Genomic DNA, 25674 nt, shown 5'->3' with positions numbered 1-25674 from the left:
GAAGGAGGTGCGAGAAAAACATGATCGTAAAAACTGGTGACAAAGTTAAAGTTATTACTGGTAAAGACAAAGGTAAAGAAGGCGTAATTTTAAAAGCTTTCCCTAAAAAAGATCGCGTGATCGTTGAAGGAATCAACATGATGAAAAAACATCAAAAACCGAATTCAGCAAATCCACAAGGTGGAATTCTTGAAACGGAAGCTCCTATCCACGTATCAAACGTAATGCTTATTGACCCTAAAACAAATGAACCAACTCGTGTTGGCTTTAAAGTTGAAGACGGCAAAAAAGTACGTGTTTCTAAAAAAACCGGTGAAGTTCTAGATAAATAATACTATTAGGAAGGAGGTACTAACTTCATGAACCGCCTTAAAGAAAAATATATCAAAGAAATTACTCCATCAATGATGGAAAAATTTAGTTACAAATCAGTAATGCAAGCTCCTAAAGTTGATAAAATCGTTATTAACATGGGTGTGGGTGATGCTGTTTCAAACGCTAAAAACTTAGACAAAGCTGTTGACGAATTAACTGTAATCTCTGGTCAAAAACCATTGATCACTAAAGCTAAGAAATCAATCGCTGGATTCCGTTTACGTGAAGGAATGCCAATCGGCACTAAAGTAACTTTACGTGGCGAAAGAATGTATGAATTCTTAGACAAATTAGTTTCAGTTTCATTACCTCGTGTACGTGACTTCCACGGAGTTTCTAAAAAAGCTTTCGATGGACGCGGTAACTACACGTTAGGAATCAAAGAACAATTAATCTTCCCAGAAGTTGACTACGATATGGTAGACAAAGTCCGCGGAATGGATATTGTTATTGTAACAACTGCAAACACAGACGAAGAATCACGCGAACTTTTAACACAACTTGGAATGCCATTCCAAAAATAAAAAAAGGAGGCGAACTACGTGGCTAAAAAATCAATGATTGCTAAGAATAAACGCCCTGCAAAATTCTCAACACAAGCATACACACGTTGCGAACGTTGCGGTCGTCCACATTCAGTTTATCGTAAATTTAAACTTTGCCGTATTTGCTTCCGCGAACTTGCCTATAAAGGACAAATTCCCGGCGTGAAGAAAGCAAGCTGGTAAAACGATACTTGCAAAAAGGAGGTAATAAGTACAATGGTCATGACAGATCCGATTGCAGATTTTCTAACGCGCATTCGTAACGCCAACATGGTGCGTCACGAATCACTAGAATTGCCTGCTTCAAGAATAAAAAAAGATATCGCTGAAATTTTAAAACGTGAAGGTTTTATTAAAGATGTTGAGTATATTGAAGATGACAAACAAGGTGTTATCCGTGTTTTCTTAAAATATGGAAAAAACAACGAACGTGTTATCACTGGATTGAAACGTATTTCTAAACCTGGTTTACGTGTTTACGCTAAAACTGGTGAAGTTCCTAAAGTTCTTAACGGACTAGGAATTGCGATCGTTTCAACTTCTGAAGGTGTTATCACTGATAAAGAAGCAAGAGCTAAAAACATTGGTGGCGAAATCGTCGCTTACGTTTGGTAATATTTAAGATTAAACAAGGAGGTGCATTGCTGTGAGCCGTATTGGTAAAAAACCAATCACAATTCCTGCAGGAGTAACTGTTACTGAAAATGGTAACGATATTACTGTTAAAGGACCTAAAGGTGAATTAACTCGCTCTTTCAGCCCTAACATTACAATGCATGTGGAAGGTAACGAAATTACTTTTACTCGTCCAAACGACGATAAAGAAAACCGTGCTTTACACGGAACAATGCGCGCTAACCTAAATAACATGGTTATCGGAGTAACAGAAGGATTTGAAAAAGCTTTAGAATTAATCGGGGTTGGGTACCGTGCACAATTACAAGGTAAAAAACTTGTATTGAACGTTGGTTACTCACATCCAGTTGAATTTACACCAGAAGAAGGAATTACTGTTGAAGTTCCTTCAAATACTAGTGTAATTATCAAAGGAGCTAACAAAGAACGCGTTGGCGAATTAGCTGCTAACATCCGCGGAGTACGTCCTCCAGAGCCTTATAAAGGCAAAGGGATTCGTTACGTTGGAGAACACGTTCGTCGTAAAGAAGGTAAAACAGGTAAATAATCGCCTGCGAATAGCCTAAATAAACTATTAAAGAGGTGACAATTGTGATTACGAAACTAGATAAAAACAAAATGCGTCAAAAGAGACACGCACGAGTTCGCTCTAAGATTTCAGGTACTGCAGAGTGCCCACGCTTGAACATTTTCCGTTCAAACAAAAACATCTACGCTCAATTAATTGATGACGTAGCGGGTGTAACGCTAGCAAGTGCATCTACATTAGATAAAGAAGTATCAGGCGAAACTAAAGTTGAACTAGCATCTGCTGTGGGAGCTTTAGTAGCTAAACGCGCTGTTGAAAAAGGCGTTAAAGAAGTAGTCTTTGACCGTGGTGGTTACCTTTACCATGGCCGTGTACAAGCTTTAGCTGAAGCTGCTCGCGAAAATGGACTAGAATTTTAATAAAAGGAGGAATACCATTCATGGTTTATATCGATCCAACACATTTGGAATTAGAAGACCGTGTCGTTGCTATCAACCGTGTTACTAAAGTTGTTAAAGGTGGACGTCGTTTACGTTTTGCTGCTTTAGTAGTTGTAGGAGATAGAAATGGTCACGTAGGTTTCGGTACTGGGAAAGCCCAAGAAGTACCTGAAGCTATCCGTAAAGCAATTGAAGATGCTAAGAAGAATCTTGTTGAAGTACCAATGGTAGATTCAACAATTCCTCATGAAGTTATCGGACGCTTTGGCGGCGGAAACATCTTAATGAAACCAGCCGTAGCCGGTTCTGGAGTCAGTGCTGGAGGTCCCGTTCGTTCGGTCCTTGAGTTAGCAGGTGTTGCTGATATTACAAGTAAATCATTAGGCTCAAGCACTCCAATTAACGTTGTTCGTGCAACAGTTGACGGTTTAAAACAATTGAAACGTGTTGAAGAAGTTGCAAAACTTCGCGGCAAATCAGTTGAAGAAATTACAGGTTAAGGAGGACAATAAGAAATGGCTAATTTAGAAATTACTTTAAAACGTAGCGTTATCGGACGTCCTCAAAATCAAAAAGATACTGCGAAAGCTCTAGGTTTAAACAAACTGAACAGCACTGTCGTGAAACCAGCTAATGAAGCAATCAAAGGTATGGTTAACACAATTTCGCATTTAGTGGACGTAAAAGAAGTTTAAAAAAAGAATGAGACTTATTATTGAAGGAGGTGCCCAATCTATATGAAACTTCATGAATTAAAACCTGCTGAAGGTTCTCGTAAAGTGCGTAACCGCGTTGGACGTGGAACTTCATCTGGTAATGGTAAAACTTCAGGTCGCGGTCAAAAAGGACAAAACTCACGTTCAGGCGGTGGAGTACGTTTAGGCTTTGAAGGTGGACAAACACCTTTATTCCGTCGTTTACCAAAACGTGGTTTTACTAACATTAACCGCAAAGAGTTTGCAATCGTTAATTTAGAAACATTAAATCGCTTCGAAGACGGAACAGTAGTTACACCAGCATTGTTGGTGGAATCTGGTATCGTTAAAAATGAAAAATCAGGGATTAAAGTTTTGGGTAATGGTCAAGTTGAACGTAAACTGACTGTTAAAGCAAGCAAATTCTCCGAAGCAGCAGAAAAAGCAATCGTTGCTGCTGGTGGTTCAATCGAGGTGATCTAATGATCAAATTACTGAGTAGTGCAATCAAAGTAAAAGACATTAGAAACAAAATATTATTCACTTTAGGTGTTTTAATCGTTTTTCGCCTAGGAACTCATTTAACAGTTCCGGGCATTAACGCTAAAGCCGTTTCTAACATTTCAGATTCTGGAATTTTCGGCTTGCTGAATACCTTTGGTGGTGGCGCGTTAAGTCAATACTCCATCTTTGCGATGGGTGTATCGCCTTATATCACGTCTTCAATCGTTGTTCAATTACTTCAAATGGACATTGTTCCTAAGTTTGTTGAGTGGTCGAAGCAAGGGGAAGTTGGTCGTAAAAAATTAAATCAAGTAACAAGATATTTAACGATTATTATGGCATTTGTCCAATCAATCGGTATCTCTTACGGGTTTAACGCTTTATCTGGATTTGGCTTAGTTAAAAATCCAGGGACAATGACTTACCTAAGTATTGCATTGATGTTAACAGCAGGTACAATGTTAGTTATGTGGATGGGTGAACAAATCACTGTTAAGGGATTTGGGAACGGCGTCTCTATGATTATCTTTTCAGGTATTGTGGCTCGTGTACCAGATGGGATTATGTCCTATTACAATACACAAATCAAAAATGCGGGATCAGAACTTTGGAAAGCAATCTTGTTTACTGTTGCTTTAGTTGTTGCAATTCTTGCAGTAGTTTTACTAGTTGTGTTTTTTGAAACAGCAAAACGAAAAATTAAAATTCAATATTCTAAGCGTGCGACTGGTTCCGACCAAAGCTCGTTCTTACCGTTAAAAGTTAACTCTGCTGGTGTTATCCCAGTTATCTTTGCAAGTTCATTTATTGTAACTCCGCAAACGATTATGGGATTCTTCGCTAAGACACATGCTGACGATCAATGGTATATCATTATGAATAATATTTTTAATTATCAAAAACCAGCAGGTGCGGTTTTATACACATTGTTAATTGTTCTTTTCACATTCTTCTATGCATTCATTCAAGTGAATCCAGAAAAAGTTTCAGAAAATTTACAAAAACAAGGTGGATATATTCCAAGTGTGCGTCCTGGTAAAGGGACAGAAGATTATATCTCAGGCGTATTAATGCGTTTAAGTACAGTCGGTGCAGTTTACTTAGGTTTAATTGCAATCTTACCTATTATCGCGCAAAACTTATGGAACCTACCTCAGTCTATTGGTCTTGGTGGAACAAGCTTACTTATCGTAGTAGGTGTTGCATTAGAATCAACTAGACAATTAGAAGGCCAAATGATTAAGCGTAACTATCTAGGCTTTATACAATAAGAACAGTAGTGTTGAGGGATTTCCTTCAGCACTCATTCTTACATTTAAGGAGGAAAAACATGAATCTCATTTTAATGGGTCTTCCTGGTGCAGGTAAAGGCACACAAGCTGAACAAATTGTGGATACTTATAAAATTCCACATATTTCAACTGGTGATATGTTCCGAGCTGCTATCAAAAATGAAACAGCCTTAGGTTTAAAAGCTAAATCCTTTATGGATAAAGGCGAACTCGTACCAGACGAAGTGACAAACGGGATTGTAAAAGAACGTTTAGCTGAAGCTGATACAAAAGAAGGATTTTTATTAGATGGTTTCCCAAGAACGCTTAACCAAGCGGAAGCCTTGGAAACAATCCTTAATGATCTGGGAAAAAAAATCGATGCCGTTATCAACATTCATGTGGATAAAGACATCTTAATGGAACGTTTAACTGGGAGAATCATTTGCCGCACTTGTGGGGCTACTTATCATAAAGTATTTAATCCTCCAACAGTTGAAGGAACTTGTGATCGCTGTGGCGGACATGATTTCTATCAAAGAGATGATGACAAACCTGAAACAGTTGAAAACAGAATCAATATTAATCTAGAGTTAACAGAACCTTTGTTAGACTTTTATGAAACGCGCCATGTTTTGAACACTGTTAAAGGTGATCAAGACATTCACGATGTTTTCAAAGAAGTAAAAGCAATTATTGAAAAATAAAAGCTTAGTTCTTTAATGACGAAAATGAAGCCTCGTTTTATCCAAATTGTTGAACGAGGAAAAGCGGTAGTCTCATGAGGGGCTTGTCACTATTTTAATTCTATGGTACAATATTCGGGGTCTTGACTTTTCAATGCGTCTATATTGTGATAGAATTAATAGGTTAAGATGAAACAGAATGGTGGGGGCCAAGGTTCTCGCTAAGTTTATCGCATTGATTTGCGAAACAATTTTAAGGAGGTACTAGGCGTGGCTAAAGACGATGTCATTGAAATTGAAGGAACAGTCGTTGAAACTTTGCCGAATGCAATGTTTAAAGTGGAACTTGAAAATGGGCATGTTGTATTGGCTCATGTTTCAGGAAAAATCCGTATGCACTACATTCGTATTTTACCTGGAGACAAAGTAACAGTAGAATTGTCACCGTATGATTTAACTCGCGGTCGCATTACCTATCGCTTTAAATAATTGTACTCCGTCAATAAAATGGGAGGTATAGTTCATGAAAGTAAGACCATCAGTAAAACCAATTTGTGAAAAATGCAAAGTTATCCGTCGTAACGGACGTGTTATGGTAATTTGTGAAAATCCAAAACACAAACAGCGTCAAGGATAATAACTAAAAATATACAGGAGGTGTAATTGTAATGGCTCGTATTGCAGGTGTAGATATTCCACGTGATAAACGTGTAGTAATCTCTTTAACTTATATTTATGGAATCGGTAAAAACACAGCTATCGAAGTTTTGAAAGCTGCAGACGTATCAGAAGAAATTCGTGTACGTGAATTAACAAATGATCAATTAGATCGCATCCGCGCTGAAATTGACTCGTTGAAAGTTGAGGGTGACTTACGTCGTGAAGTTAACCTAAACATCAAACGTTTAATGGAAATCGGATCATACCGAGGCATGCGTCACCGCCGTGGTTTACCAACTCGTGGACAAAACACGAAAAACAACGCGCGTACTCGTAAAGGCCCAGCTAGAACAGTTGCAGGCAAGAAAAAATAATTAATTAAGTTAGGAGGTAACTCTTCATGGCAGGAAAAAAAGTCGTTCGTAAACGTCGTGTGAAAAAGAATATTGAATCTGGTGTAGCACATATCCGTTCAACATTCAACAATACTATTGTAATGATTACTGATACTCATGGGAATGCAATTTCATGGTCATCAGCTGGATCATTAGGCTACCGTGGATCTAAAAAATCAACTCCATTCGCAGCTCAAATGGCAGCAGAAGTTGCAGCTAAAGCGTGTATGGAACATGGTATGAAAACTGTAGAAGTTGCTGTAAAAGGTCCTGGTTCAGGACGTGAAGCTGCAATTCGTTCATTACAAGCTACTGGTTTAGAAGTTACAGGTATTCGTGATGTAACTCCAGTTCCTCATAATGGATGCCGCCCTCCAAAACGCCGTCGTGTTTAATTGAGAGCTGCTACATTGAACTTGTTTGCACTCAGTAACATGAACTTAACGTTTTGAAAGGGGTATGTATAGAATGATCGAAATTGAAAAACCAAGAATTGAAACGATTGAGATCAGCGATGATGCCAAGTTTGGTAAATTCGTTGTAGAACCACTTGAACGTGGTTATGGTACAACGCTAGGGAATTCTCTACGTCGTATATTGTTGTCATCTCTTCCAGGTGCAGCAGTAACTACTATCCAAATTGATGGTGTTTTACATGAATTTTCAACCGTTGATGGCGTTGTTGAGGATGTAACTTCAATCATTTTGAATATTAAAAAACTTGCACTCAAGTTATATTCTGGTGAAGATAAAACGATTGAAATCGATGTAAAAGGTCCAGCAGTTGTAACAGCAGCCGATATCACTTATGATAGCGATGTTGAAATCTTAAATCCTGACTTGTACATTTGTACAGTAGCTGAAGGCGCACGTTTCCACGTTCGTTTAACTGCAAAATCAGGAAGAGGTTATGCAAGAGCTGAACATAATAAACACGATGATATGCCTATTGGTGTATTACCAGTCGACTCGATTTACACCCCAGTTAGTCGTGTGAACTATCAAGTAGAAAATACTCGAGTGGGTCAAAAAGATAACTTTGACAAATTAACGCTTGATGTATGGGCAGATGGTTCTATTAGCCCAGAAGAGGCTGTGAGTTTAGCAGCTAAAATTCTTACAGAGCATTTAAATATCTTCGTAAATCTAACTGATGAAGCCCGTAAAGCTGAAATCATGGTAGAAAAAGAAGAAACGCATAAAGAAAAAATGCTTGAGATGACAATTGAAGAACTAGATTTATCTGTACGTTCATACAACTGTTTGAAACGTGCTGGTATTAACTCCGTTCAAGAATTGACAGACAAATCTGAAGCAGAAATGATTAAGGTGCGTAATCTTGGTCGTAAATCACTTGAAGAAGTGAAATTTAAACTAGCAGAATTAAGTTTAGGTCTACGTCAAGACGACTAGTACCGTATCAAGGGAGGAAAATCACAATGGGTTACCGTAAATTAGGACGTACAAGTTCACAACGTAAAGCAATGTTGCGCGATTTAACGACTGATTTAATCATTAACGAACGTATTGTAACAACTGAGGCTCGTGCTAAAGAAGTTCGCTCTACAACTGAAAAAATGATTACTTTAGGTAAACGTGGCGATTTGCACGCTCGTCGTCAGGCAGCTGCATTTGTTCGTAACGAAGTTGCTTCTGTTAAAGAAGATGGCGAAAAAATTGTTACTGAATCAGCTTTACAAAAATTATTTGGCGATGTAGCACCTCGTTACGCTGAGCGTCAAGGTGGATACACTCGTATCATGAAAACTGAACCTCGCCGCGGAGACGCTGCACCAATGGTTATCATTGAATTGGTTTAATTTCAATTTAAACATTACAAATGCTTCACTTTATCGATGTTTGTAAAGAGTGTTACGATGATGGAAGTTTACTTCCAAGTCTAGCTCGAAACTTCCCCTGAATGTTTTCAGGGGAGGTAAATTCATCAAAGGTGATTATTTTTTTTGTTTTCTAGCAGTTTTTACGAAACTCTTTTGAAAGAGCTCGTAAAAACTGTTTTTTTATTTGGATTAGAATCGTAAACTAACGCTTGTTTTAAAATAAGGTTGCAATTCAAATGGTTCTTTTGTATACTATTGTAAATCAGAATATTCTGACAATAATACGAAATGGGGAATGTTTATGTCGCAAATGTTAGCTTTTACTTTATTGATGGGAATTTTATACATAGGAGATATTATATCTGCTAAAACGAAAGCTTGGGTATCCTCTGTCTTTGTTTGTGCAGTCTTGTTTATTATTGGGTATTGGACTATTTTTCCAACGAATATTGTTGAAGTCGCAGGTATTCCAAGTGTCGTAGCTACGTTACTGATGTACTTGCTAATTACCAATATGGGAACATTACTTTCTGTGAAGGAGCTAATCAATCAGTGGAAAACGATTGTCATCACACTGTCAGGAATTGCTGGAATTGTTGTCTTACTTTTAACAGTTGGGATGTTGTTTTTTGATTTACAAACGATTTTAGTAGCGATCCCTCCATTGGTGGGTGGAGTTGTTTCCTCTTTGATTATGTCTGAAGCAGCACAACAGGCTGGTTTGATGTCATTATCCGTGCTTGCAATTTTGATCTATGTGATGCAAGGTTTTGCAGGGTATCCTTTGACATCGATTATGTTGAAAAAGGAAGGCAAACGAATGCTAGCCAACTATCGAAGTGGCGAATGGATTCCTACAAATGAGCAAGAACAGCAAAAAGCAATAAAAGAAGAGGATGAAGAAATTCCTAAATTATTTGCCAAAGTTCCAAAACGATATCATACAAATTTTTCTAGATTTTTTAGATTGTCCATTGTTGGAATGTTCGCTTATTATGTTTCTGTTTGGTTGGCTCCATTTGTTTCAGTTAGCCCGTTTGTTTTGTGTTTATTATTTGGAGTTATAGCTTCAAGTAGTGGTTTCTTAGAAAAACAACCACTTCAAAAAGCAAATGGTTTTGGTTTTGCAATTTTAGGCTTGATGTTGTTTATCTTTGATGGATTAAAAAATGCGACACCAGAAATGCTAAAAGAATTATTGTTGCCGATGGTAGGAATTATTGTCATTGGAGTATTTGGAATGTATGTATTTTCAGCAATTATAGGAAGGCTACTAGGTGTGAGTAAAGAAATGGCTTTTGCAGTTTCGCTAACAGCGCTCTATGGTTTCCCAGCAGATTATATTATTACCAATGAAGTGATCCAAGCTTTGACAGAAGACAAGAAAGAGCAAGAAGCATTAACAAGTCATATGCTGCCTCCGATGCTAGTAGCAGGCTTTATCACGGTTACAATCGTATCTGTTGTTTTAGCAGGTATTTTTTCAAGCATTTTATCAAATTTATAGAAATGAGGTCTTAATTGATGGGGAATTTAAAAGCTAGTGTTAAAAAATACGAAGAAGAAATGATTGCATTTAGACGAGATTTACATCAACACCCAGAATTGCAATGGGAAGAATTTCGTACGACTCAAAAAGTAGCAGATGAAATGGATAAGTTAGGAATTCCTTATAGAAAAACAGTTCCTACTGGTTTGATTGCAGAGTTAGTAGGAGGGAAACCTGGTAAGACAGTAGCGTTACGTGCTGACATGGATGCATTACCTGTTCAAGAATTAAATGAAGGATTAGCTTATAAATCTTTAGAAGACGGTAAAATGCATGCCTGTGGACACGATGCCCATACAGCGATGCTGGTAACGGCTGCTAAAGCTTTAAAAGAGATTCAATCTGATATTAAAGGAACGATACGATTTATTTTTCAACCGTCTGAAGAAAATGCAAAAGGGGCTAAAGCGATGGTGGAGCAAGGTGCTGTCGAAGAGGTAGACAATGTTTTTGGCATTCACATTTGGTCACAAATGCCTTCGGGAAAAGTTTCTTGTGTAGTAGGTTCTTCATTTGCTTCTGCTGATATTTTCACAATTGATTTTACTGGACGAGGAGGTCATGGGGCGATGCCAGATGCATGTATTGATGCAACGATGGTGGCTTCTGCTTTTGTAATGAATGTTCAAGCAATCGTTTCAAGAGAGACACATCCGTTAGATCCAGTAGTAGTGACGATTGGTAGAATGGATGTTGGAACGCGATTCAATGTCATTGCGGAAAATGCACGTTTAGAAGGAACCGTTCGTTGCTTTAGTATTGAAACAAGAGAGCGAGTAAAAAAAGCGATTCAACGATATGCAGAACATACAGCGTTAATTTACGGAGCAACAGCAGCAGTTGATTACCAATACGGGACGCTTCCAGTTGTAAATGATGAAAAAGATGCCTTGTTTGCGCAAAAAATTATTCAAGATAGCTTTGGTGAGGACGCATTACTTCAAGAGCCACCAACTACTGGTGGGGAAGATTTTAGCTACTATACAGAATATACTCCAGGTTGCTTTGCTTTAGTGGGCTGTGGAAATCCAGATAAAGACACAGAATGGGCGCACCATCATGGGAAATTCAACGTTGATGAAGACGCAATGAAAATGGGAGCAGAGATGTATGCTCAGTACGCATATAACTATTTAAATAACTAATAAAAAAACTAGTCTAAGGGAAAATTTTAGGCTAGTTTTTGAATTTCAGAAACATTATAATAGAGGGAGTTAAAACAAATAATATTGCATAAGACTCTCTTTTTTGATAGTCTTATAGGGATTGAATTGAATCAATATGGAGGTTTCGTCAGTGGAGAAAATTATAACATTAAATGACATATCCTATAAATATCATCCAGATGCAGAAGGTTTAGCAATTGACGGTGTCTCACTTGATATTGAAGCAGGAGAATGGATCGCAATTATTGGACATAACGGTTCAGGAAAATCCACCTTAGCGAAAACCATTAATGGGTTACTAGCTCCAACTCAAGGAACGGTTACCGTTGGCGGACATCTTTTAACGGAAGAATCTGTTTGGGATATTCGAAAAATGGTTGGAATGGTCTTTCAAAATCCAGACAATCAATTTGTAGGTTCAACGGTTCAAGATGATGTAGCTTTTGGTTTAGAAAATATAGGTGTTCCCCGTGAAGAAATGATAGAACGCGTAAAAGACGCAATTGATAAAGTGAAAATGACAGATTATCTTGAAAAAGAGCCGGCCAGACTTTCAGGTGGACAAAAGCAACGAGTGGCCATTGCCGGTGTGGTGGCACTGCGTCCAGATATTATTATCTTAGATGAAGCAACAAGTATGCTTGATCCTCAAGGCCGAGAAGAAGTACTTGCGACTGTGCGAGCAATCAAAGAGACTGCTAATTTAACGGTGATTTCAATCACTCATGACATCAATGAAGCGGCTAGTGCAAATCGTGTGTTAGTGATGAAAGAGGGCAAGTTGATTAAAGAAGGGACTCCAGAAGAAATTTTCTCTTATGGGGATGAACTGATTGAAATGGGCTTAGATTTGCCATTTCCAGAAAAATTAAAGTCAGCATTGAAGGCTAGAAATATCACAGTACCAGAAGAGTATTTAACTGAGGAAGGGATGGTGGATTGGCTATGGACATTACTTTCGAAAAAGTAGGCTATACCTACCAAAAAGGCACTCCTTTTCAAAATCGCGCCTTATATGATATTGATTTAGAAATCAAATCAGGCAGTTTTACAGCGTTAGTGGGGCATACTGGTAGTGGAAAATCGACTGTATTACAACATTTAAATGCGCTAATGAAACCTACTGAAGGTGTTGTAACGATTGGCGATCGTGTGATTACACCTGAAACCAATAATAAGAACCTAAAAGGCATTCGTAAAAAAGTTGGTATTGTGTTTCAATTTCCAGAAGCGCAGCTTTTTGAAGAGACCATCGCAAAGGATATTGCATTTGGTCCTCGAAATTTTGGCGCAACGGAAGAAGAAGGCAAAGCGCTAGCAAAAGAAATGCTTGATTTGGTGGGCTTAGACGAATCTTATATGGAACGCTCACCATTTGATCTATCCGGTGGCCAGATGCGCCGTGTGGCGATTGCAGGTGTCTTAGCGATGGAGCCAGATGTCTTGGTCTTAGATGAACCAACAGCAGGCTTAGATCCAAAAGGACGTCTAGATATGATGGAAATGTTTCACTATCTCTATAAAGAAAAGGGACTGACAATCGTTTTAGTAACCCATCAAATGGATGACGTGGCAGATTATGCGGATCAAATGGTTGTTTTAGAAGGTGGCACAATTGTGAAAAAAGGATTGCCAAGTGAGATTTTTAAAGAATCCGATTGGTTAAAGGAAAAACAATTAGGAGTGCCAACGGCGGTTGCTTTCAGTAACTATTTTGAAGCACGAACAGGTGTTGACTTAGGCGAATTGCCATTAACGACAGAGGCTTTAGCTGATTTGCTTGTGACGAAAATTCAAGACAAAGCAGGTGACGGCAAATGATGGACAAACTGATTTTTGGTCGTTATATACCTGGGGATTCGATTATTCATCGTTTAGACCCGCGAGCAAAATTACTAGCAAGTTTTTACTTTATTGGTATTATCTTTTTAGCAAACAATTGGCAAACATATTTATTTTTATTTGCCTTTACAATGGCAACAATCGCTCTTTCTAAAATCAAGTATAAGTTTTTTATTAACGGCGTAAAACCACTAATTTGGTTAATCTTGTTTACCGTTGTCTTACAAGTTTTATTTAGCCGAGGTGGCGAGGTCTACTTTGAGTGGGGACCAATCGTCATCTCACAATTTGGGTTGTTAAACGGTGTATTTATCTTCTGTCGTTTTGTGTTGATTATTTTTATGTCGACCTTATTGACGTTAACTACGGCGCCTTTAGCATTAACCGATGCGATTGAATTTTTATTACGCCCATTAAATGTAGTTAAATTTCCAGTGCATGAAATTGCGTTAATGCTATCGATAGCATTGCGATTTGTTCCGACATTGATGGATGAAACGGAAAAAATTATGAACGCTCAACGGGCTCGTGGAGTTGATTTTGGTGAAGGCAATGTCTTCCAACAAATGAAATCCATCGTCCCATTACTAGTCCCGCTTTTTGTCAGTTCCTTTAACCGCGCGGAAGAGCTTGCAACAGCAATGGAGGCTCGAGGCTATCAAGGTGGGGAAGGTCGAACCAAGTATCGCTTACTAAAATGGAAACGCAATGATACACTCGTCATTTTAGTATACGCAGTGGTAACTGTTTTACTTGTATATTTAAGAACTTAAACAACTTGAAGGACTATTTCTAATTGAAATAGTCTTTTCTATTAGCAGAAACAAGGAGAAATCGAATGAAAACAACACGCTATAAAGTAACTCTTCAATATGATGGCACGCATTTTGCTGGTTTTCAGATTCAACCAAAGTGTCGAACGGTTCAAGGAGAAATCGAAAAAGCTTTAAAAACCATGACGAAAGGCACTGTCATCAAAATCCAAGCGTCGGGTAGAACAGATGCTGGTGTCCATGCATTAGGGCAGGTGATTCACTTTGACTATCCTAGTGAGATTCCACCAGCTAATATGCTTCGGGCTTTAAATAGCTTAACAACAGATGAAATTGCCTTTATAGAAGCAGAGATTGTGGACGATCAGTTTCATGCCCGCTACTTTACAAATGGTAAAAGATACCAGTATCGAGTCAATATCAGCAAAGTTGCTGATCCATTTTTAAGAGATTATACGTTACACCATCCCTACCCCATTCATATGGAGTATTTAGAAGCAGCGTTAAAGGACATTGTAGGAACTCATGATTTCACAAGTTTTTGTGCGGTGAAAAGTGGACGTGAAAATAAAGTTAGAACAATCTATGAAGCAACCGTAACGAAAGATGAAACGCGTGATGAATTGATTTTTGAATTTTATGGCAATGGTTTTTTATACAATATGGTTCGGATTTTAATAGGGACGTTGATGCAAATTGCAAACGGACGTCGACCTGTCACCGATATGAAACGCATCATTGAAGCAAAAGACCGACAACAAGCAGGACCGACAGCCTTGCCCCATGGACTCTATTTAAAAAAAGTATATTATTTGAATGCTGCTGAAATCGCTGAAAAAATTGCTGAAAAGGAAGCTTGGGATCGACAAAAGGAGCTGAGTGAAAATGGAGATTAGATTAAGTTTAGTAGAAGATTATCCCGGAATGGTAGCCATTGAAAATAGTATTTGGAATGATTTAAACACGCCATCTGTGACGACCTATAATAGTGTTGCTGAATTTCAACTGCGCTATCCTGCAGGTTCACATTTAGTTGCAGTTGAAAACGGAGAAGTTTTAGGCTTGTTAGGCTTTCATCCCCCAACAGGCTTAGCAGCGCATCAAAGAACCTTGTTATTAGACATTGGCGTTTTGCCAAGCGCACAAGGTAGAGGTGTAGGGAATTTGCTGGTGTCAAAGCTTAAAGAGCTTGCTAAAGAACGCGGTATTCATAAATTATCACTACGGGTATTAGGGACGAACGAAGGAGCAATTCGTTTTTATAAACGCCATGGATTTGTTAAAGAGGGCGTTTTAAAAGATGAATTTTGGATCAAGGATCGATATGTAGAGGATGTCTTTATGGGGTATTTACTAAACAAATAAATTCTGGTAAAAGTTTGAAATAAGATTGACAAAATCGATAAAAAACGGTAATATGTTAGATGGTATTGTTTGCCCCCACGATGAGCCCCGGAAACTTATTGTGCATTCAAACAAACAGATAAGAATATGGAGGAAATTAACGTGCGTACAACTTATATGGCTAAAACAAACGAAGTAGACCGTAAATGGTACGTAGTAGACGCAACTGATATTCCATTGGGACGTCTATCTACAGCAGTAGCAACTATTTTACGTGGTAAAAATAAACCAACTTTCACACCTCATGTAGATACAGGGGATTTCGTGATCGTAATCAATGCAGACAAAATTAAATTAACTGGTAAAAAAGCAACTGACAAAATCTATTATCACCATAGTGGATTCCAAGGTGGTTTGAAACAAGTATCAGCTGGCGAATTACGTGCGAACAATTCTCGTAAATTAGTTGAATTATCAGTAAAAGGTATGTTACCAAAGACTTCTTTAGGTCGCAAACAATTTACTAAATTAAACGTTTACGGTGGAACTGAACATGAACACCAAGCACAACAACCAGTATTATTGGACATCAACAACCTAATTTAAGGAGGGAATTTCATTGGCACAAGTACAATATATCGGCACAGGCCGTCGTAAAAACTCAACTGCTCGCGTACGTTTAGTACCAGGAACAGGTAAAATCATCATGAACAAAAAAGATATCGTTGAATACATTCCATTTCCATACCTACACGAGGTAGTAAAACAACCTCTTGCAGCTACAGAAACTCTAGGAAGCTACGATATCCACGTTAACGTAAATGGCGGAGGATTCACTGGACAAGCAGGCGCTGCTCGTCACGGAATCGCTCGTGCATTGTTACAAGTTGACCCAGAATTCCGCGCACCATTAAAAGCGGCTGGACTATTAACTCGTGACCCACGTATGAAAGAACGTAAAAAACCAGGTCTTAAAAAAGCTCGTAAAGCTTCACAATTCTCAAAACGTTAAAACCTTGTTATCAAGGTATTTACAAGACTCTCAGATATTTTATCTGGGAGTCTTTTTTTTGAATCCCCATCTATTCCCCACCGCTACATTCAGAAATATTATCAAAGATGTAATCTGCAGGCGTAATCCTAACAGTAGGCTTTATATTAATATAAATTTTCGTTGTTTCTTGGTCACTATGAGTCAAAGCCTCCATAATATCGTCTAACGACATTCCGTGCTTACTAGCTAAACTTGCTGAAGTGGGTCGAAGTTTATGGGGTGAGGCATGTGTGAGCTCAGGGTGTCGTTTTTCGACTACTTTCATTCTGTAATTTAAATAATCCGTGTGAACCCGTTTGTTAATATTTCCTTGACTATCACAGAAAGTGAAGAGGAACTGATTAGGGTCTTGAGAAATTCCAAATTGTTTCAGCTCTCTTTTCTGTTGCTCATTCCAAGCGATTAAAATAGCTTTTAAATTTTCTGATATTTTAATCGTTGTTTTCTTGCGTCCTTTAGTAGCTTTTACAGTTCCTTTTTTATCCAATGTTTGATCTAAATGAATACAATTATGTTCAAAATCAATATGTTTCCATTGAAGTGCATAGCATTCACTTTTCCTACAACTCAAAAAGAATGTTGTCCAAAATAGCGTATATTCTTGTGTAGTTAAATCGCCATTTTTGTAGTCTTCATTAATTGCTTTGAAGCAGTAATTCAATTCATTTTCGTTTAGATACTTGTCTTCATCAAGTTTGCTTTCTGCTAGCTGAATCTTTTTCAAAGCTTTTATTTTTTTAAGTGGTTCAGCAACCCTGTTGTATTCAATATATTTATAGTGAACAGCTAAATCAAAAACCTGATTCACGTAACACCTTAGAACTTTAAAATTAGCGTATTCTTTAGCTTTCTCAGTCATTCTAGGTGTAACAAATTCAGGGTGGTTATTTAAAAAGTTTAATGTCTGTTCTCCGAGCATTGGCAAGATATGAAGTCTAAACATATCTTTAGTGTTCTGTATAGCAGGTGGGTTGGGTAGGATAAGAACTTGTTGAACCATTGATATAAGCATCATACCAATATTTGATACAAAAATCCTCAAATATCATATTTCCACCAAGCTCAAACTCATTCATATGTTGTCTCCTTCGTATTTCTTGAATATAATTATCAAAATCTAAATCAGCTTGTTTTGCTTGTTGTAGAGTTTTAAACGTTTTGTCATAGTATGGATGTTTCAGGTTACAAAGTTATTATTGACAGTAGGGAATGGAATTAGCTATTCCTCAATATATAGCTGACTGGCTAAAAAAACATCTGAAAAGCAAATCAAAATTTTTTGGTGTACAGACCCGTCCACCTATACTTGGTTCGTTAATTGAGAGGACTATAGGTTTTAAAACGGAAGGACAATTACAATTCTATAATACAAAAGCTTACGAATGGAGTAAACTTTACGGAATCATAGAATTTTGTAATGAACTTGAAAATGACTTGGTAGTATTAGTTGACAGTCTTGTGGAAAGAATGACTAAGGGAGTAGAATTACCCAGTAATTTGAAAACTGTTTTACCGTCAGATGCGACATTGACTATTGAAGATTTAAAATTAATTGATAGCTTGTAATTTATATGCTTTAGGAAAACTATATGTATGTAATTAACTATTATATCTCAATATTAAAAGCACTTCTTATTTGTAGGGTGCTTTTTTATTGTCTTGAGAAAAAATTCACAATAAGGTAAGATGTATATATATTCTAAAGTTTGGAGGAGTTTCAGAGTGAGAATTAAAACTGTGTATATTGAAAATTTTAGAGGTTATAAAAATAGGGTGGATATTGATTTTGAAACTCTAACAACTTTTGTTGGTAGAAATGATGCAGGAAAATCAACTGTGCTTGAAGCATTGGATATTTTTTTTAATGAAGGAAAAAACATTATAAAGATTGAAAAAGACGATGCTTGTATTTATGGAGATTCTGATGTTTTTACAATAGGAGTATGTTTTGACAATTATCCTTCCAAAATTATAGTTGATAGTACAGTGGAAACGTCTTTGGAAGAAGAATTTTTATTAAATAATGAAAGTATGTTAGAAATAAAAAAACAATTTAAAAATGGTAAAAAAACTGGTACTTTTATTGTTGCTAATTATCCGGTATCTTCTGAATTACAAGATATTCATTTAAAATCGATTGCTGATTTAAAAGAAATATTAGAGAGTCATAATTTGGAAGTAGAGGATTACAGAAAATCATCATTAATTAGGAAAAAAATTTTTAACAGTGTAGAAAATGAAGGTTTAACAATAAAAGAAATTCCTATTGATGTACAGGGAGCAAAACAAATTTGGTCTAGTTTAGAACAATACATGCCACTTTATGAATTGTTTCAATCAGATAGAAAAAACTTAGATCAAGATGATGAGGTACAAAGTCCAGTAAAATTACTTATAAAAGAAATACTGAAACAAGATGAAATGGAAGAAAGATTAAATGAAATATTTAATGAAATACAGACAAAAACTAAAATATTAACTGATAGAACAGTTTCAAAAATATCAGAAATGAATCCAGAAATTGCAAGTGAACTAATATCAGAATTTTCTAAACCAAACTGGAGTAGTGTATTTAAGTTTTCTCTTGATACTGATCAAGGAATATCATTGAATAAAAGAGGTAGTGGTGTTAGAAGATTAATATTATTAAATTTTTTCCGAGCAGAAGCAGAAAGACGAAGTTCAGAACGAAAAGTACCAACAATAATATATGCATTTGAGGAACCTGAAACATCACAACATCCAGAACATCAAAAAATGTTAATTGAAGCTTTTAAAGAATTGGCTCAAAGTGAGGTTAACCAGGTGATATTAACTACTCATAGCCCTGCTACAGTAAAAATGCTTCCTACTAATAACTTGCGTTTTATAACTAAAAACGAAGATAATGAAACTGTTATTTTTACTGCTTCAGAACATAGTGATATTCTTAGAGAAATTTCATTGGATTTAGGAATTTTACCAAGTATTGAGCCGTTTGATATGAATAGAGTAAAATTAGCTGTTTGTGTTGAAGGAAAAAATGATATAGAATTTCTAAAAAATATAAATAGAGCCATACCTATGTTAAAACAGATAATTGATTTGGAAAGTGATCAGATTATTTTTATTCCTATGGGAGGAAGTACTTTACAATTTTGGGTTAATGAAGATTATTTAGGAAAGCTTAACTTGGCTCAATTTCATCTTTATGATAGTGATATTGGTTCTCGAAGAGAACATAAATATATAGATAGTATTAACACTATTAACACTAGAGGTAATTGTATCGGACTTGAAACTACAATGAGAGAATTTGAGAATTATATACCCATGAATACTTTAAAAAGATTTTATGAATCTCAAGTGCTAAACAGCATAGAGGAATGGGGAACATGTGATATTCCAGAATCAATCGCTAAGAGTATTCATAATTCAGCAGAATCCAGGACATGTGATTGGGATGATGTTACTGATAAAAAGAAAAAAGATAAAGTGGGTAGAGTAAAAAATAAATTTAATACTGAATATATATTGGCAACAACAGAAGAAGACTTCCAAGGGCATGAATTCTTGCTAGATGAGATTATAATGTGGCATGAGCGAATTATGTCATTACTTGAAGCATAAATTGTGTCGATAATCAGGGACGAAGCATTTAAAATAAGTATTAATAAAATCAAATTATAGCAATCGGGTAAGTAAACAAAGTAATAAAAATAAACAAAATCAATTGATTTAGATTTGCTCTATATCAAACCAGGTCTTAAAAAAGCCCGTAAAGCTTAACAATTCTCAAAACGTTAATCTTTGGTATATCAAGGATTTCAAGACACTTTCCAGTTTTTGGAAGGTGTCTTTTTTATTGTAATACAGACTGTAATATTACATTAAATACTATAATAAAACTCGAATTCATCAAAAATTAGGCTATAAATCACCGATAGAATATCGGGAATTTATAGCCTAACAAGCGCTTTTTTTGATTATGTTCCATTCAATGGGGTTAGTTCCAAATGGAAGGGACTCTTTTTGTCTATTTATTTTGATATTGATGAACTCTCCGTAAAGTACTAGTTAAGATGATCATTATAGGTCGCTGATATTTTTATCTGCTAGATGTTGTCTAACGTTTGTTGTTGCTTCTCAAAGACTTCAGTTACTTTCGTTCCAAACTGTCCTTTAATTGAACTTTCTAATGTTTTTGAAGAGGAATCAAGTGCCTTTTTCGCACTCTTTATCGCTGTTTCCCCTTGTTTTTGGGCATCCTGTTTACTTGTATAAGACTTTTGTATTTTTGCTCCTCCAATTGCTAGAACACTTATTTTTTCTAAATTCTTTTGCAAATCTTTTAATAAATTCTTTGTGAATTCTTCCAATTTGTCAACTCCTTATTCTTTATTTACTTTCTGAAGGTCATTTCGATACCTTCGTTCAGCTTCTTCTTGTTGCTGATAGACTTGTTTTTTTGCTCTTGCTATTTCCTCATAGTAGTCATGCTCTAAGCGCGTAATAGACTGTCTCGCCTTATCAAAAGGTTCACTGTTTACAGCAGATTCTTGAACTGTTCGGTAGATATCAGACAACGTTTCTTGTATCAACTGTTCTCCTTTTTGTTGAGCATTTTTTAATCTATCTTCATCTGCTTCCAATTCACGACGTTTTCGTTGATAGTCTGCAAGGATTTGTTCTTCTTTCATTTTCTAATCCCCCTTACGACCTTAACTGTTGTGCTAATTCTTTATCTCTTTGAATGAGCTCATCAATTTTATTTTTTATTTCTTTAGATAAGTTCTCAAATTTTTCATCCATCGTTTTTGTCTTATTGATTTTTTTTTGAAAATATTCTGTTGGCTCATCCACCATTCGTTGCTGGGTCGCTCCTACAACTGCTAGACTATCTTTTATTTCATTTTCGGACAGTAACTCTGTTTGTCTACGTGATTCTCTCAGTGTCTCTTGCCAGCTATCTTCTGCGTCTGTCATCCCTTTTTGATACGCTCTTATTGCGTTTGCCATTGCATTTTGATAGGCAAAACGCCCTGTATTTACTGCTATCAGTGCTTGTTGGTCATCTAAATAGAGCTGTTCATTCTTCGAAAGTCCGCCACCACTTGCCGTTAGTTTTATTTTTAGTTAATCTAGCGCTGTCAAGTGGGCAGAAAATTCACGCATAATATAATGACTTGCTTGTATCATGGCTCCTTCTGAGTTACCTGAGCTATTCGGAATTTTTAATTGTCCAGTTTTTTCATCAAAATCCCAACTGTCTAATTTATGGCTACTGCCATCTATCCACACAATCGTTCCAAAATCGTCACTGTTTCCCCAACTTGAATTAAAATCATTCCACTTAGTGACATCATCATTCTTTTGACGGTAGTTCAAAAATAAATGTGGATTATTTTTCATAAAGGTTTCTTCTTCTTTTGACAAAGAACGATATTGAAACCAACCACTAAATACTGTTGTTGGTATTTTAAAATGAGCACCAGCTTTCAATATGTACGCAGATTGAGAGTAGCCAGACAACTGCGTAATCGTCCAGTCAGGATTCTTGTCAATAAGGTTTCCAACATAGTCTACAGCTACATCTGCTTGGGGTGAACCGTTTGGAGACAGCCCTTTTAACGCAGCTTTAAAATCTATCCCATCATCAGGATATGTTCCAGCTGCCACAACTGTTACGTGTGATACATCAGCCACGCCGTTCACCAGTGGCGCTACTGCCATTCCTTGAAACCCATAATCACCATCTTTCACTGAAAGAACCTTAAATTTTTGATTCCCCGCCTTGACTATATTCCTCTCGTTACTCTTCAGTTGATTATCAGCTTTATCTGTATATTTAATTTCACTTTCCTTATAATCAGGGTCAACCTGGTAAACCCTATTGTTTAAATCTTTTAATTCTTTTTCTGTTGCCATTATAGACTCCCTTCTGTCTTATTAGAAAAAATAACTTTGACTTTATTTTCTGTCGAGCCTTCTAAAAGATTAGGGTCTACTCCATAAGATTCTAACTTTTTAGATTTATCATTCAAAGACATACTGACATCAAGTAATGAGGTCACCCCATAACTAGTTGTTATAGTCACATCCACTGATGTATAGCCAGTTAGTTTATTTTCACCATATTTTTCCGAAAACTTAATTTCCGTCACATTAGCAAAAGTATTTTTTATTTGTTTTGCATTTATTGTTTCCATCTTCACAATTTGTTGTTCTTTCCGTTGCGTCTCGTTTTGATTAAACACAAACAAGCTAACACCTCCAATTAGAATAAATATAAGAATCCCTACTAATACCCATGTTTTCTTTCGCAAAATCACACCTCATCTCAGTTCACTACTCATTAAGTAAGCTACTTTATTTTCTATTTTACCATATAAATAAAAAAAGCATGTTTTTTATTGTCTGATATTTTTCAAAATATCAGACAATTCCTATTTTTTAAATAGTTAATTGAATAGATTTTTTTACTAACTTGGGGCTCTCTATTAATTGTCTTACTATATCTAAGGATTTGATTGCTTCTGTAGAAAGTAATCAAAAAATAAATGCTACAGGGGCTATTATAAATATGCTCTCAAAAATTTCGTGTTGTTTTTACTTGCCTCGTTGTTTGTATCCACTAGGCGGACAATTTCAAAACGCATATTTTTATAATAGTGTTGCTTGCGTTTTGAATTATCATATTGATTTTGAGAGAATAATTTATCATAGTTTTTTTCTTGGGGGTAATAATTGTTTCGTAGTCATAAATTTCAATATACGTGGAAGTTTCGATGGTTTTTTTGATTGTAGCATTTCAAAAATCATTCATTCCTTTGTTGCGAAGCGTCTTTTTATTACACGAATCACCAATACTAGATTGACATAAGAGAGTGAGCAAGTGATAATAGTATTAAAGGTGGTAGAAGAAATGAACGCAAAAGAAAAAATGTTAGAAATCATTAAAAATAAACAATCTGGTGGCAGATCAAACCAAGTGACAGCGCCAAAAAATGACCGTAAAAACATGCGAAAAGGTCCGAAAATTTATAATAAATAATTATTTAAATGAGAATAGGGCGATTTAAAAACACTTTCCAAAAAATGGAGAGTCTTTTTTTTACCATTTTTTATCTAAAATAACGACTACATAGTAAAAAGCTTTTTCGCAAATCATCTTTAAAACAAAAAACACCTCCCATTTCTGGAAAGTGTTCAAAATGTGCAACCTATTAAATCAAAGAATCATTCTTGTTAAAATCAGTCAAAATCTGACGAACTTCATCTGTCGATTTGGTCGTCATTAATTTAACACGTAAATCGCTAGCACCAGGAAAGCCTTTTACATAAATTTTAAAGAAACGATGCAAGCCAACGATGGAGCGTGGAGCTAGCTCTGAATAGTGATCTTGTAAATCTAGTTGTAATTGTAGTAAACCAAGTAGCTCTTTTGAAGAATGCTCTTGAGGTTCTTTTTCAAAGGCGTAAGGATTTTTAAAGATCCCTCGACCAATCATAATCCCGTCCACTCCATATTTTTCAGCAAGCATCAAACCTGTTTGACGATCAGGAATATCGCCGTTGATTGTGATAAGTGTGTCAGGTGCGATGCGATCGCGAATCGCCATAATTTGAGGAATAATCTCCCAATGGGCATCCACCTTACTCATTTCTTCTCGTGTTCGTAAGTGAATGGACAAGTTGGCAATGTCTTGTTTCAGCAAGTGAGTAATCCAGTCTTCCATTTCAGCCATTTCCTTGTATCCGATACGGGTTTTGACGCTAACGGGTAAGCCACCTGCTTTGGCAGCTTCAATCAACTCTGCAGCTACATCTGGGCGTAAAATTAGGCCACTGCCTTTTCCGCGACCAGCGACATTTGGAACCGGGCAGCCCATGTTAATATCAACGCCTTTAAAGCCCATTTCGGCTAATCCAATACTCATTTCTCTAAAAAATTCTGGTTTATCTCCCCATATATGAGCGACAATCGGCTGCTCGTCTTCGGTGAAAACTAAACGGCCACGTACGCTTTCGATTCCATCTGGATGGCAATAGCTATCCGAGTTTGTGAATTCCGTAAAAAAGACGTCAGGCGAGCCGGCTTCTTTAATCACATGGCGAAAGACGACATCCGTCACATCCTCCATTGGTGCTAAAATAAAAAAGGGCTTTGGTAAATCTGCCCAAAAATTAGTTGTCATATAGCTAAACTCCATTCTATTTCGCGCAATTACTTTTCCAAAAGGCACAATTATTATACTAAGAATAGGCGAAAGAATCAAAGGAAAGATTTGCCAATCCTCATTGAGTGATTTGTCTTTCTATATTGTTGCAAATACAACAATATTAATTTATACTGAAGGTAACCAATAATAGGGAGATAGGATATGACAGACATTCTTAGAGATATCGGGATTATAAGTAGAGCATTGGATTCAATTGCAAATATAGAATTTAAAGAATACGATCTAGCCAAAGGGCAATACCTCTACCTTGTGAGGATTGTTGAAAATCCAGGTGTTATTCAAGATCGGTTGGCAGAGATGATAAAAGTAGATCGAACGACTGCGGCAAGAGCGATTAAAAAGCTTGAAGCAAAAGGGTTTATTGAAAAAAAAATGGACAACACTAATAAGAAAATAAAAAAACTTTTTCCAACTGAAAAAGGTCAAAAGACGTTTCCGTTTATTATTAAAGAACATCACTATTCCAATGAAGTAGCTCTAAAAGGCTTAACCAATCAAGAAAAAGAACAGATTGCGAGTTTATTGAAGAGAGTCAAAGAAAATATCGAAGACGATTGGAACGATGTAAAAAAAGGAAAAAAACGCACATATTAAAAAAGGAAAGAAGGAATTAGATGACCTTGGAATTTTGTATTTGTAAAGAGAGTGATTTACAGGCGTTACAAAAAATGAGTATTGAAACATTTAGCGATACATTCAAAGACCAAAACACAACGGAAAATCTAACAACTTATTTAGAGCAAGCGTACCATACAGAACAATTAAGAAATGAATTAAACAATCCAGATTCAACCTTTCTTTTTTTGAAGGACAAGCAAGAAATTGTTGGATATTTGAAGGTTAATGTAAACACTGCTCAGTCAGAAAATATCGCAGAGGAAGCTTTAGAAGTTGAACGAATTTATATTAAGAAAATAGCTAAAGGTCAAGGGTATGGACGAAAAATGATTGTTAAAGCAGAAGAATTAGCAAATCAAAAAAAGAAAAAGCTAATTTGGCTTGGAGTATGGGAACACAATAGCCATGCGCGGGACTTTTATAAACACTTAGGATTTGTAGAAACAAGCGAACATTCATTTTATATGGGAAGCGAAAAACAACTAGATATTATTATGACAAAAAAAGTAACGACAATGGAGGCGTAATA

39 protein-coding genes are annotated in these 25674 nt (G+C 36.3%); 32 read left to right on the top strand and 7 right to left on the bottom strand.

Annotated features, from left to right (window positions below; all coding sequences use genetic code 11):
• Nucleotides 1-20 precede the first annotated feature (20 nt).
• From rplX to rpsI, 26 genes are all read left to right on the top strand, one after another.
• The gene (rplX, locus tag AC07SW_RS06385) at nucleotides 21-332 is read left to right on the top strand and encodes a 50S ribosomal protein L24 (protein ID WP_034572108.1); all 312 of its coding nucleotides are present in this window, start codon (nucleotides 21-23) and stop codon (nucleotides 330-332) included.
• Between the two features lie 27 nt (nucleotides 333-359).
• Nucleotides 360-899: a 50S ribosomal protein L5 gene (gene rplE, locus AC07SW_RS06380; RefSeq protein WP_034572106.1), complete on the top strand. Its 540-nt coding sequence runs from the start codon at nucleotides 360-362 to the stop codon at nucleotides 897-899.
• 18 nt (nucleotides 900-917) lie between these two features.
• Nucleotides 918-1103 carry a type Z 30S ribosomal protein S14 gene (locus AC07SW_RS06375; RefSeq protein ID WP_010052071.1) on the top strand — a complete coding sequence of 62 codons (186 nt, stop codon included), beginning with the start codon at nucleotides 918-920 and terminating at the stop codon, nucleotides 1101-1103.
• 33 nt (nucleotides 1104-1136) lie between these two features.
• Complete coding sequence (rpsH, locus tag AC07SW_RS06370; protein WP_034572100.1) at nucleotides 1137-1535, top strand: 30S ribosomal protein S8; 399 nt, start codon at nucleotides 1137-1139, stop codon at nucleotides 1533-1535.
• Between the two features lie 31 nt (nucleotides 1536-1566).
• Complete coding sequence (gene rplF / locus AC07SW_RS06365) at nucleotides 1567-2103, top strand: 50S ribosomal protein L6 (protein WP_034572097.1); 537 nt, start codon at nucleotides 1567-1569, stop codon at nucleotides 2101-2103.
• A 44-nt stretch (nucleotides 2104-2147) separates the two neighbouring features.
• Nucleotides 2148-2504: a 50S ribosomal protein L18 gene (gene rplR, locus AC07SW_RS06360; protein ID WP_034572095.1), complete on the top strand. Its 357-nt coding sequence runs from the start codon at nucleotides 2148-2150 to the stop codon at nucleotides 2502-2504.
• 20 nt (nucleotides 2505-2524) lie between these two features.
• Nucleotides 2525-3025, top strand: a complete 501-nt coding sequence (gene rpsE, locus AC07SW_RS06355) for a 30S ribosomal protein S5 (RefSeq protein WP_034572093.1) — start codon at nucleotides 2525-2527, stop codon at nucleotides 3023-3025.
• A 15-nt stretch (nucleotides 3026-3040) separates the two neighbouring features.
• Nucleotides 3041-3220 (top strand): 50S ribosomal protein L30, encoded by a 180-nt coding sequence (gene rpmD, locus AC07SW_RS06350; RefSeq protein WP_034572091.1) that lies wholly within the window; start codon nucleotides 3041-3043, stop codon nucleotides 3218-3220.
• 42 nt (nucleotides 3221-3262) lie between these two features.
• Nucleotides 3263-3703, top strand: coding sequence for a 50S ribosomal protein L15 (gene rplO, locus AC07SW_RS06345; protein WP_034572090.1), 441 nt, complete (start codon nucleotides 3263-3265; stop codon nucleotides 3701-3703).
• On the top strand, nucleotides 3703-4995 hold the full coding sequence (gene secY, locus AC07SW_RS06340) for a preprotein translocase subunit SecY (RefSeq protein ID WP_034572088.1): 1293 nt from the start codon (nucleotides 3703-3705) through the stop codon (nucleotides 4993-4995). Before rplO ends, secY begins: the two co-directional genes overlap by 1 nt.
• 59 nt (nucleotides 4996-5054) lie before the next feature.
• Nucleotides 5055-5702 carry an adenylate kinase gene (locus AC07SW_RS06335; RefSeq protein ID WP_034572086.1) on the top strand — a complete coding sequence of 216 codons (648 nt, stop codon included), beginning with the start codon at nucleotides 5055-5057 and terminating at the stop codon, nucleotides 5700-5702.
• Between the two features lie 249 nt (nucleotides 5703-5951).
• Nucleotides 5952-6170 (top strand): translation initiation factor IF-1, encoded by a 219-nt coding sequence (gene infA, locus AC07SW_RS06330; protein ID WP_010052088.1) that lies wholly within the window; start codon nucleotides 5952-5954, stop codon nucleotides 6168-6170.
• A 34-nt stretch (nucleotides 6171-6204) separates the two neighbouring features.
• The gene (gene rpmJ, locus AC07SW_RS06325) at nucleotides 6205-6318 is read left to right on the top strand and encodes a 50S ribosomal protein L36 (protein ID WP_010052089.1); all 114 of its coding nucleotides are present in this window, start codon (nucleotides 6205-6207) and stop codon (nucleotides 6316-6318) included.
• 31 nt (nucleotides 6319-6349) lie between these two features.
• Nucleotides 6350-6715, top strand: a complete 366-nt coding sequence (gene rpsM / locus AC07SW_RS06320; RefSeq protein WP_034572084.1) for a 30S ribosomal protein S13 — start codon at nucleotides 6350-6352, stop codon at nucleotides 6713-6715.
• A 26-nt stretch (nucleotides 6716-6741) separates the two neighbouring features.
• Nucleotides 6742-7131, top strand: coding sequence for a 30S ribosomal protein S11 (gene rpsK / locus AC07SW_RS06315; protein ID WP_034572082.1), 390 nt, complete (start codon nucleotides 6742-6744; stop codon nucleotides 7129-7131).
• A gap of 73 nt (nucleotides 7132-7204) precedes the next feature.
• Nucleotides 7205-8149, top strand: a complete 945-nt coding sequence (locus AC07SW_RS06310) for a DNA-directed RNA polymerase subunit alpha (RefSeq protein ID WP_034572079.1) — start codon at nucleotides 7205-7207, stop codon at nucleotides 8147-8149.
• 26 nt (nucleotides 8150-8175) lie between these two features.
• A complete protein-coding gene (gene rplQ / locus AC07SW_RS06305; RefSeq protein WP_034572077.1) occupies nucleotides 8176-8556 on the top strand; it encodes a 50S ribosomal protein L17 in 381 nt (126 codons plus the stop codon).
• A 322-nt stretch (nucleotides 8557-8878) separates the two neighbouring features.
• Entirely contained in the window at nucleotides 8879-10084 is a 1206-nt protein-coding gene (locus AC07SW_RS06300; RefSeq protein WP_494632476.1) for a hypothetical protein, read from the top strand.
• Between the two features lie 17 nt (nucleotides 10085-10101).
• Nucleotides 10102-11271 (top strand): M20 family metallopeptidase, encoded by a 1170-nt coding sequence (locus AC07SW_RS06295; protein ID WP_162919128.1) that lies wholly within the window; start codon nucleotides 10102-10104, stop codon nucleotides 11269-11271.
• A 151-nt stretch (nucleotides 11272-11422) separates the two neighbouring features.
• Complete coding sequence (locus tag AC07SW_RS06290) at nucleotides 11423-12262, top strand: energy-coupling factor ABC transporter ATP-binding protein (RefSeq protein ID WP_074402182.1); 840 nt, start codon at nucleotides 11423-11425, stop codon at nucleotides 12260-12262.
• Nucleotides 12238-13113, top strand: a complete 876-nt coding sequence (locus AC07SW_RS06285; RefSeq protein WP_119907487.1) for an energy-coupling factor ABC transporter ATP-binding protein — start codon at nucleotides 12238-12240, stop codon at nucleotides 13111-13113. The genes AC07SW_RS06290 and AC07SW_RS06285 overlap by 25 nt, the downstream gene beginning before the upstream one ends.
• Nucleotides 13110-13907 (top strand): energy-coupling factor transporter transmembrane component T family protein, encoded by a 798-nt coding sequence (locus tag AC07SW_RS06280; protein ID WP_034572066.1) that lies wholly within the window; start codon nucleotides 13110-13112, stop codon nucleotides 13905-13907. The genes AC07SW_RS06285 and AC07SW_RS06280 overlap by 4 nt, the downstream gene beginning before the upstream one ends.
• A gap of 65 nt (nucleotides 13908-13972) precedes the next feature.
• Nucleotides 13973-14803: a tRNA pseudouridine(38-40) synthase TruA gene (truA, locus tag AC07SW_RS06275; RefSeq protein ID WP_034572063.1), complete on the top strand. Its 831-nt coding sequence runs from the start codon at nucleotides 13973-13975 to the stop codon at nucleotides 14801-14803.
• On the top strand, nucleotides 14793-15272 hold the full coding sequence (locus tag AC07SW_RS06270) for a GNAT family N-acetyltransferase (RefSeq protein WP_238328646.1): 480 nt from the start codon (nucleotides 14793-14795) through the stop codon (nucleotides 15270-15272). Before truA ends, AC07SW_RS06270 begins: the two co-directional genes overlap by 11 nt.
• Before the next feature lie 141 nt (nucleotides 15273-15413).
• Nucleotides 15414-15857 carry a 50S ribosomal protein L13 gene (gene rplM, locus AC07SW_RS06265; protein ID WP_057002217.1) on the top strand — a complete coding sequence of 148 codons (444 nt, stop codon included), beginning with the start codon at nucleotides 15414-15416 and terminating at the stop codon, nucleotides 15855-15857.
• Between the two features lie 13 nt (nucleotides 15858-15870).
• Nucleotides 15871-16263 carry a 30S ribosomal protein S9 gene (gene rpsI / locus AC07SW_RS06260; protein WP_034572058.1) on the top strand — a complete coding sequence of 131 codons (393 nt, stop codon included), beginning with the start codon at nucleotides 15871-15873 and terminating at the stop codon, nucleotides 16261-16263.
• Between the two features lie 70 nt (nucleotides 16264-16333).
• Here rpsI and AC07SW_RS06255 read toward each other — a convergent pair whose 3' ends face one another.
• A complete protein-coding gene (locus AC07SW_RS06255; RefSeq protein WP_167736636.1) occupies nucleotides 16334-17305 on the bottom strand; it encodes a tyrosine-type recombinase/integrase in 972 nt (323 codons plus the stop codon).
• Between the two features lie 209 nt (nucleotides 17306-17514).
• Between AC07SW_RS06255 and AC07SW_RS06250 the strand changes: the two genes are divergently transcribed.
• The 3 genes from AC07SW_RS06250 to AC07SW_RS06240 all read left to right on the top strand — a co-directional run bounded on the left by AC07SW_RS06250 (nucleotide 17515) and on the right by AC07SW_RS06240 (nucleotide 20254).
• Nucleotides 17515-17871: a hypothetical protein gene (locus AC07SW_RS06250; protein WP_135022720.1), complete on the top strand. Its 357-nt coding sequence runs from the start codon at nucleotides 17515-17517 to the stop codon at nucleotides 17869-17871.
• A 156-nt stretch (nucleotides 17872-18027) separates the two neighbouring features.
• On the top strand, nucleotides 18028-19914 hold the full coding sequence (locus tag AC07SW_RS06245; protein WP_238328647.1) for an ATP-binding protein: 1887 nt from the start codon (nucleotides 18028-18030) through the stop codon (nucleotides 19912-19914).
• Between the two features lie 259 nt (nucleotides 19915-20173).
• Complete coding sequence (locus AC07SW_RS06240) at nucleotides 20174-20254, top strand: IS3 family transposase (protein WP_135022732.1); 81 nt, start codon at nucleotides 20174-20176, stop codon at nucleotides 20252-20254.
• 145 nt (nucleotides 20255-20399) lie between these two features.
• Here AC07SW_RS06240 and AC07SW_RS06235 read toward each other — a convergent pair whose 3' ends face one another.
• The 5 genes from AC07SW_RS06235 to AC07SW_RS06215 form a co-directional block, all read right to left on the bottom strand.
• Nucleotides 20400-20663 carry a hypothetical protein gene (locus AC07SW_RS06235; protein WP_135022722.1) on the bottom strand — a complete coding sequence of 88 codons (264 nt, stop codon included), beginning with the start codon at nucleotides 20661-20663 and terminating at the stop codon, nucleotides 20400-20402.
• A gap of 12 nt (nucleotides 20664-20675) precedes the next feature.
• The gene (locus AC07SW_RS06230) at nucleotides 20676-20984 is read right to left on the bottom strand and encodes a hypothetical protein (protein ID WP_135022723.1); all 309 of its coding nucleotides are present in this window, start codon (nucleotides 20982-20984) and stop codon (nucleotides 20676-20678) included.
• 13 nt (nucleotides 20985-20997) lie between these two features.
• Nucleotides 20998-21270 carry a hypothetical protein gene (locus AC07SW_RS06225; protein WP_494632472.1) on the bottom strand — a complete coding sequence of 91 codons (273 nt, stop codon included), beginning with the start codon at nucleotides 21268-21270 and terminating at the stop codon, nucleotides 20998-21000.
• Nucleotides 21271-21420: 150 nt separating this feature from the next.
• On the bottom strand, nucleotides 21421-22047 hold the full coding sequence (locus AC07SW_RS06220; RefSeq protein WP_238328649.1) for a hypothetical protein: 627 nt from the start codon (nucleotides 22045-22047) through the stop codon (nucleotides 21421-21423).
• Between the two features lie 164 nt (nucleotides 22048-22211).
• Nucleotides 22212-22616, bottom strand: a complete 405-nt coding sequence (locus AC07SW_RS06215; RefSeq protein ID WP_238328650.1) for a hypothetical protein — start codon at nucleotides 22614-22616, stop codon at nucleotides 22212-22214.
• A gap of 563 nt (nucleotides 22617-23179) precedes the next feature.
• Here AC07SW_RS06215 and AC07SW_RS06210 point away from each other — a divergent pair.
• Nucleotides 23180-23338 carry a hypothetical protein gene (locus AC07SW_RS06210; protein ID WP_167593910.1) on the top strand — a complete coding sequence of 53 codons (159 nt, stop codon included), beginning with the start codon at nucleotides 23180-23182 and terminating at the stop codon, nucleotides 23336-23338.
• 172 nt (nucleotides 23339-23510) lie between these two features.
• Here AC07SW_RS06210 and AC07SW_RS06205 read toward each other — a convergent pair whose 3' ends face one another.
• Nucleotides 23511-24482: a tRNA dihydrouridine synthase gene (locus AC07SW_RS06205; protein WP_034572048.1), complete on the bottom strand. Its 972-nt coding sequence runs from the start codon at nucleotides 24480-24482 to the stop codon at nucleotides 23511-23513.
• Between the two features lie 186 nt (nucleotides 24483-24668).
• Here AC07SW_RS06205 and AC07SW_RS06200 point away from each other — a divergent pair, with 186 nt between their 5' ends.
• Nucleotides 24669-25121, top strand: coding sequence for a MarR family winged helix-turn-helix transcriptional regulator (locus AC07SW_RS06200; RefSeq protein ID WP_135022725.1), 453 nt, complete (start codon nucleotides 24669-24671; stop codon nucleotides 25119-25121).
• A gap of 20 nt (nucleotides 25122-25141) precedes the next feature.
• Nucleotides 25142-25672, top strand: coding sequence for a GNAT family N-acetyltransferase (locus tag AC07SW_RS06195; RefSeq protein ID WP_494632470.1), 531 nt, complete (start codon nucleotides 25142-25144; stop codon nucleotides 25670-25672).
• Nucleotides 25673-25674 lie beyond the last annotated feature (2 nt).

The sequence above is a fragment of the Carnobacterium sp. GW821-FHT04C06 genome (assembly GCF_059420345.1).
This window is presented reverse-complemented; position numbering and strand designations above follow the sequence as displayed.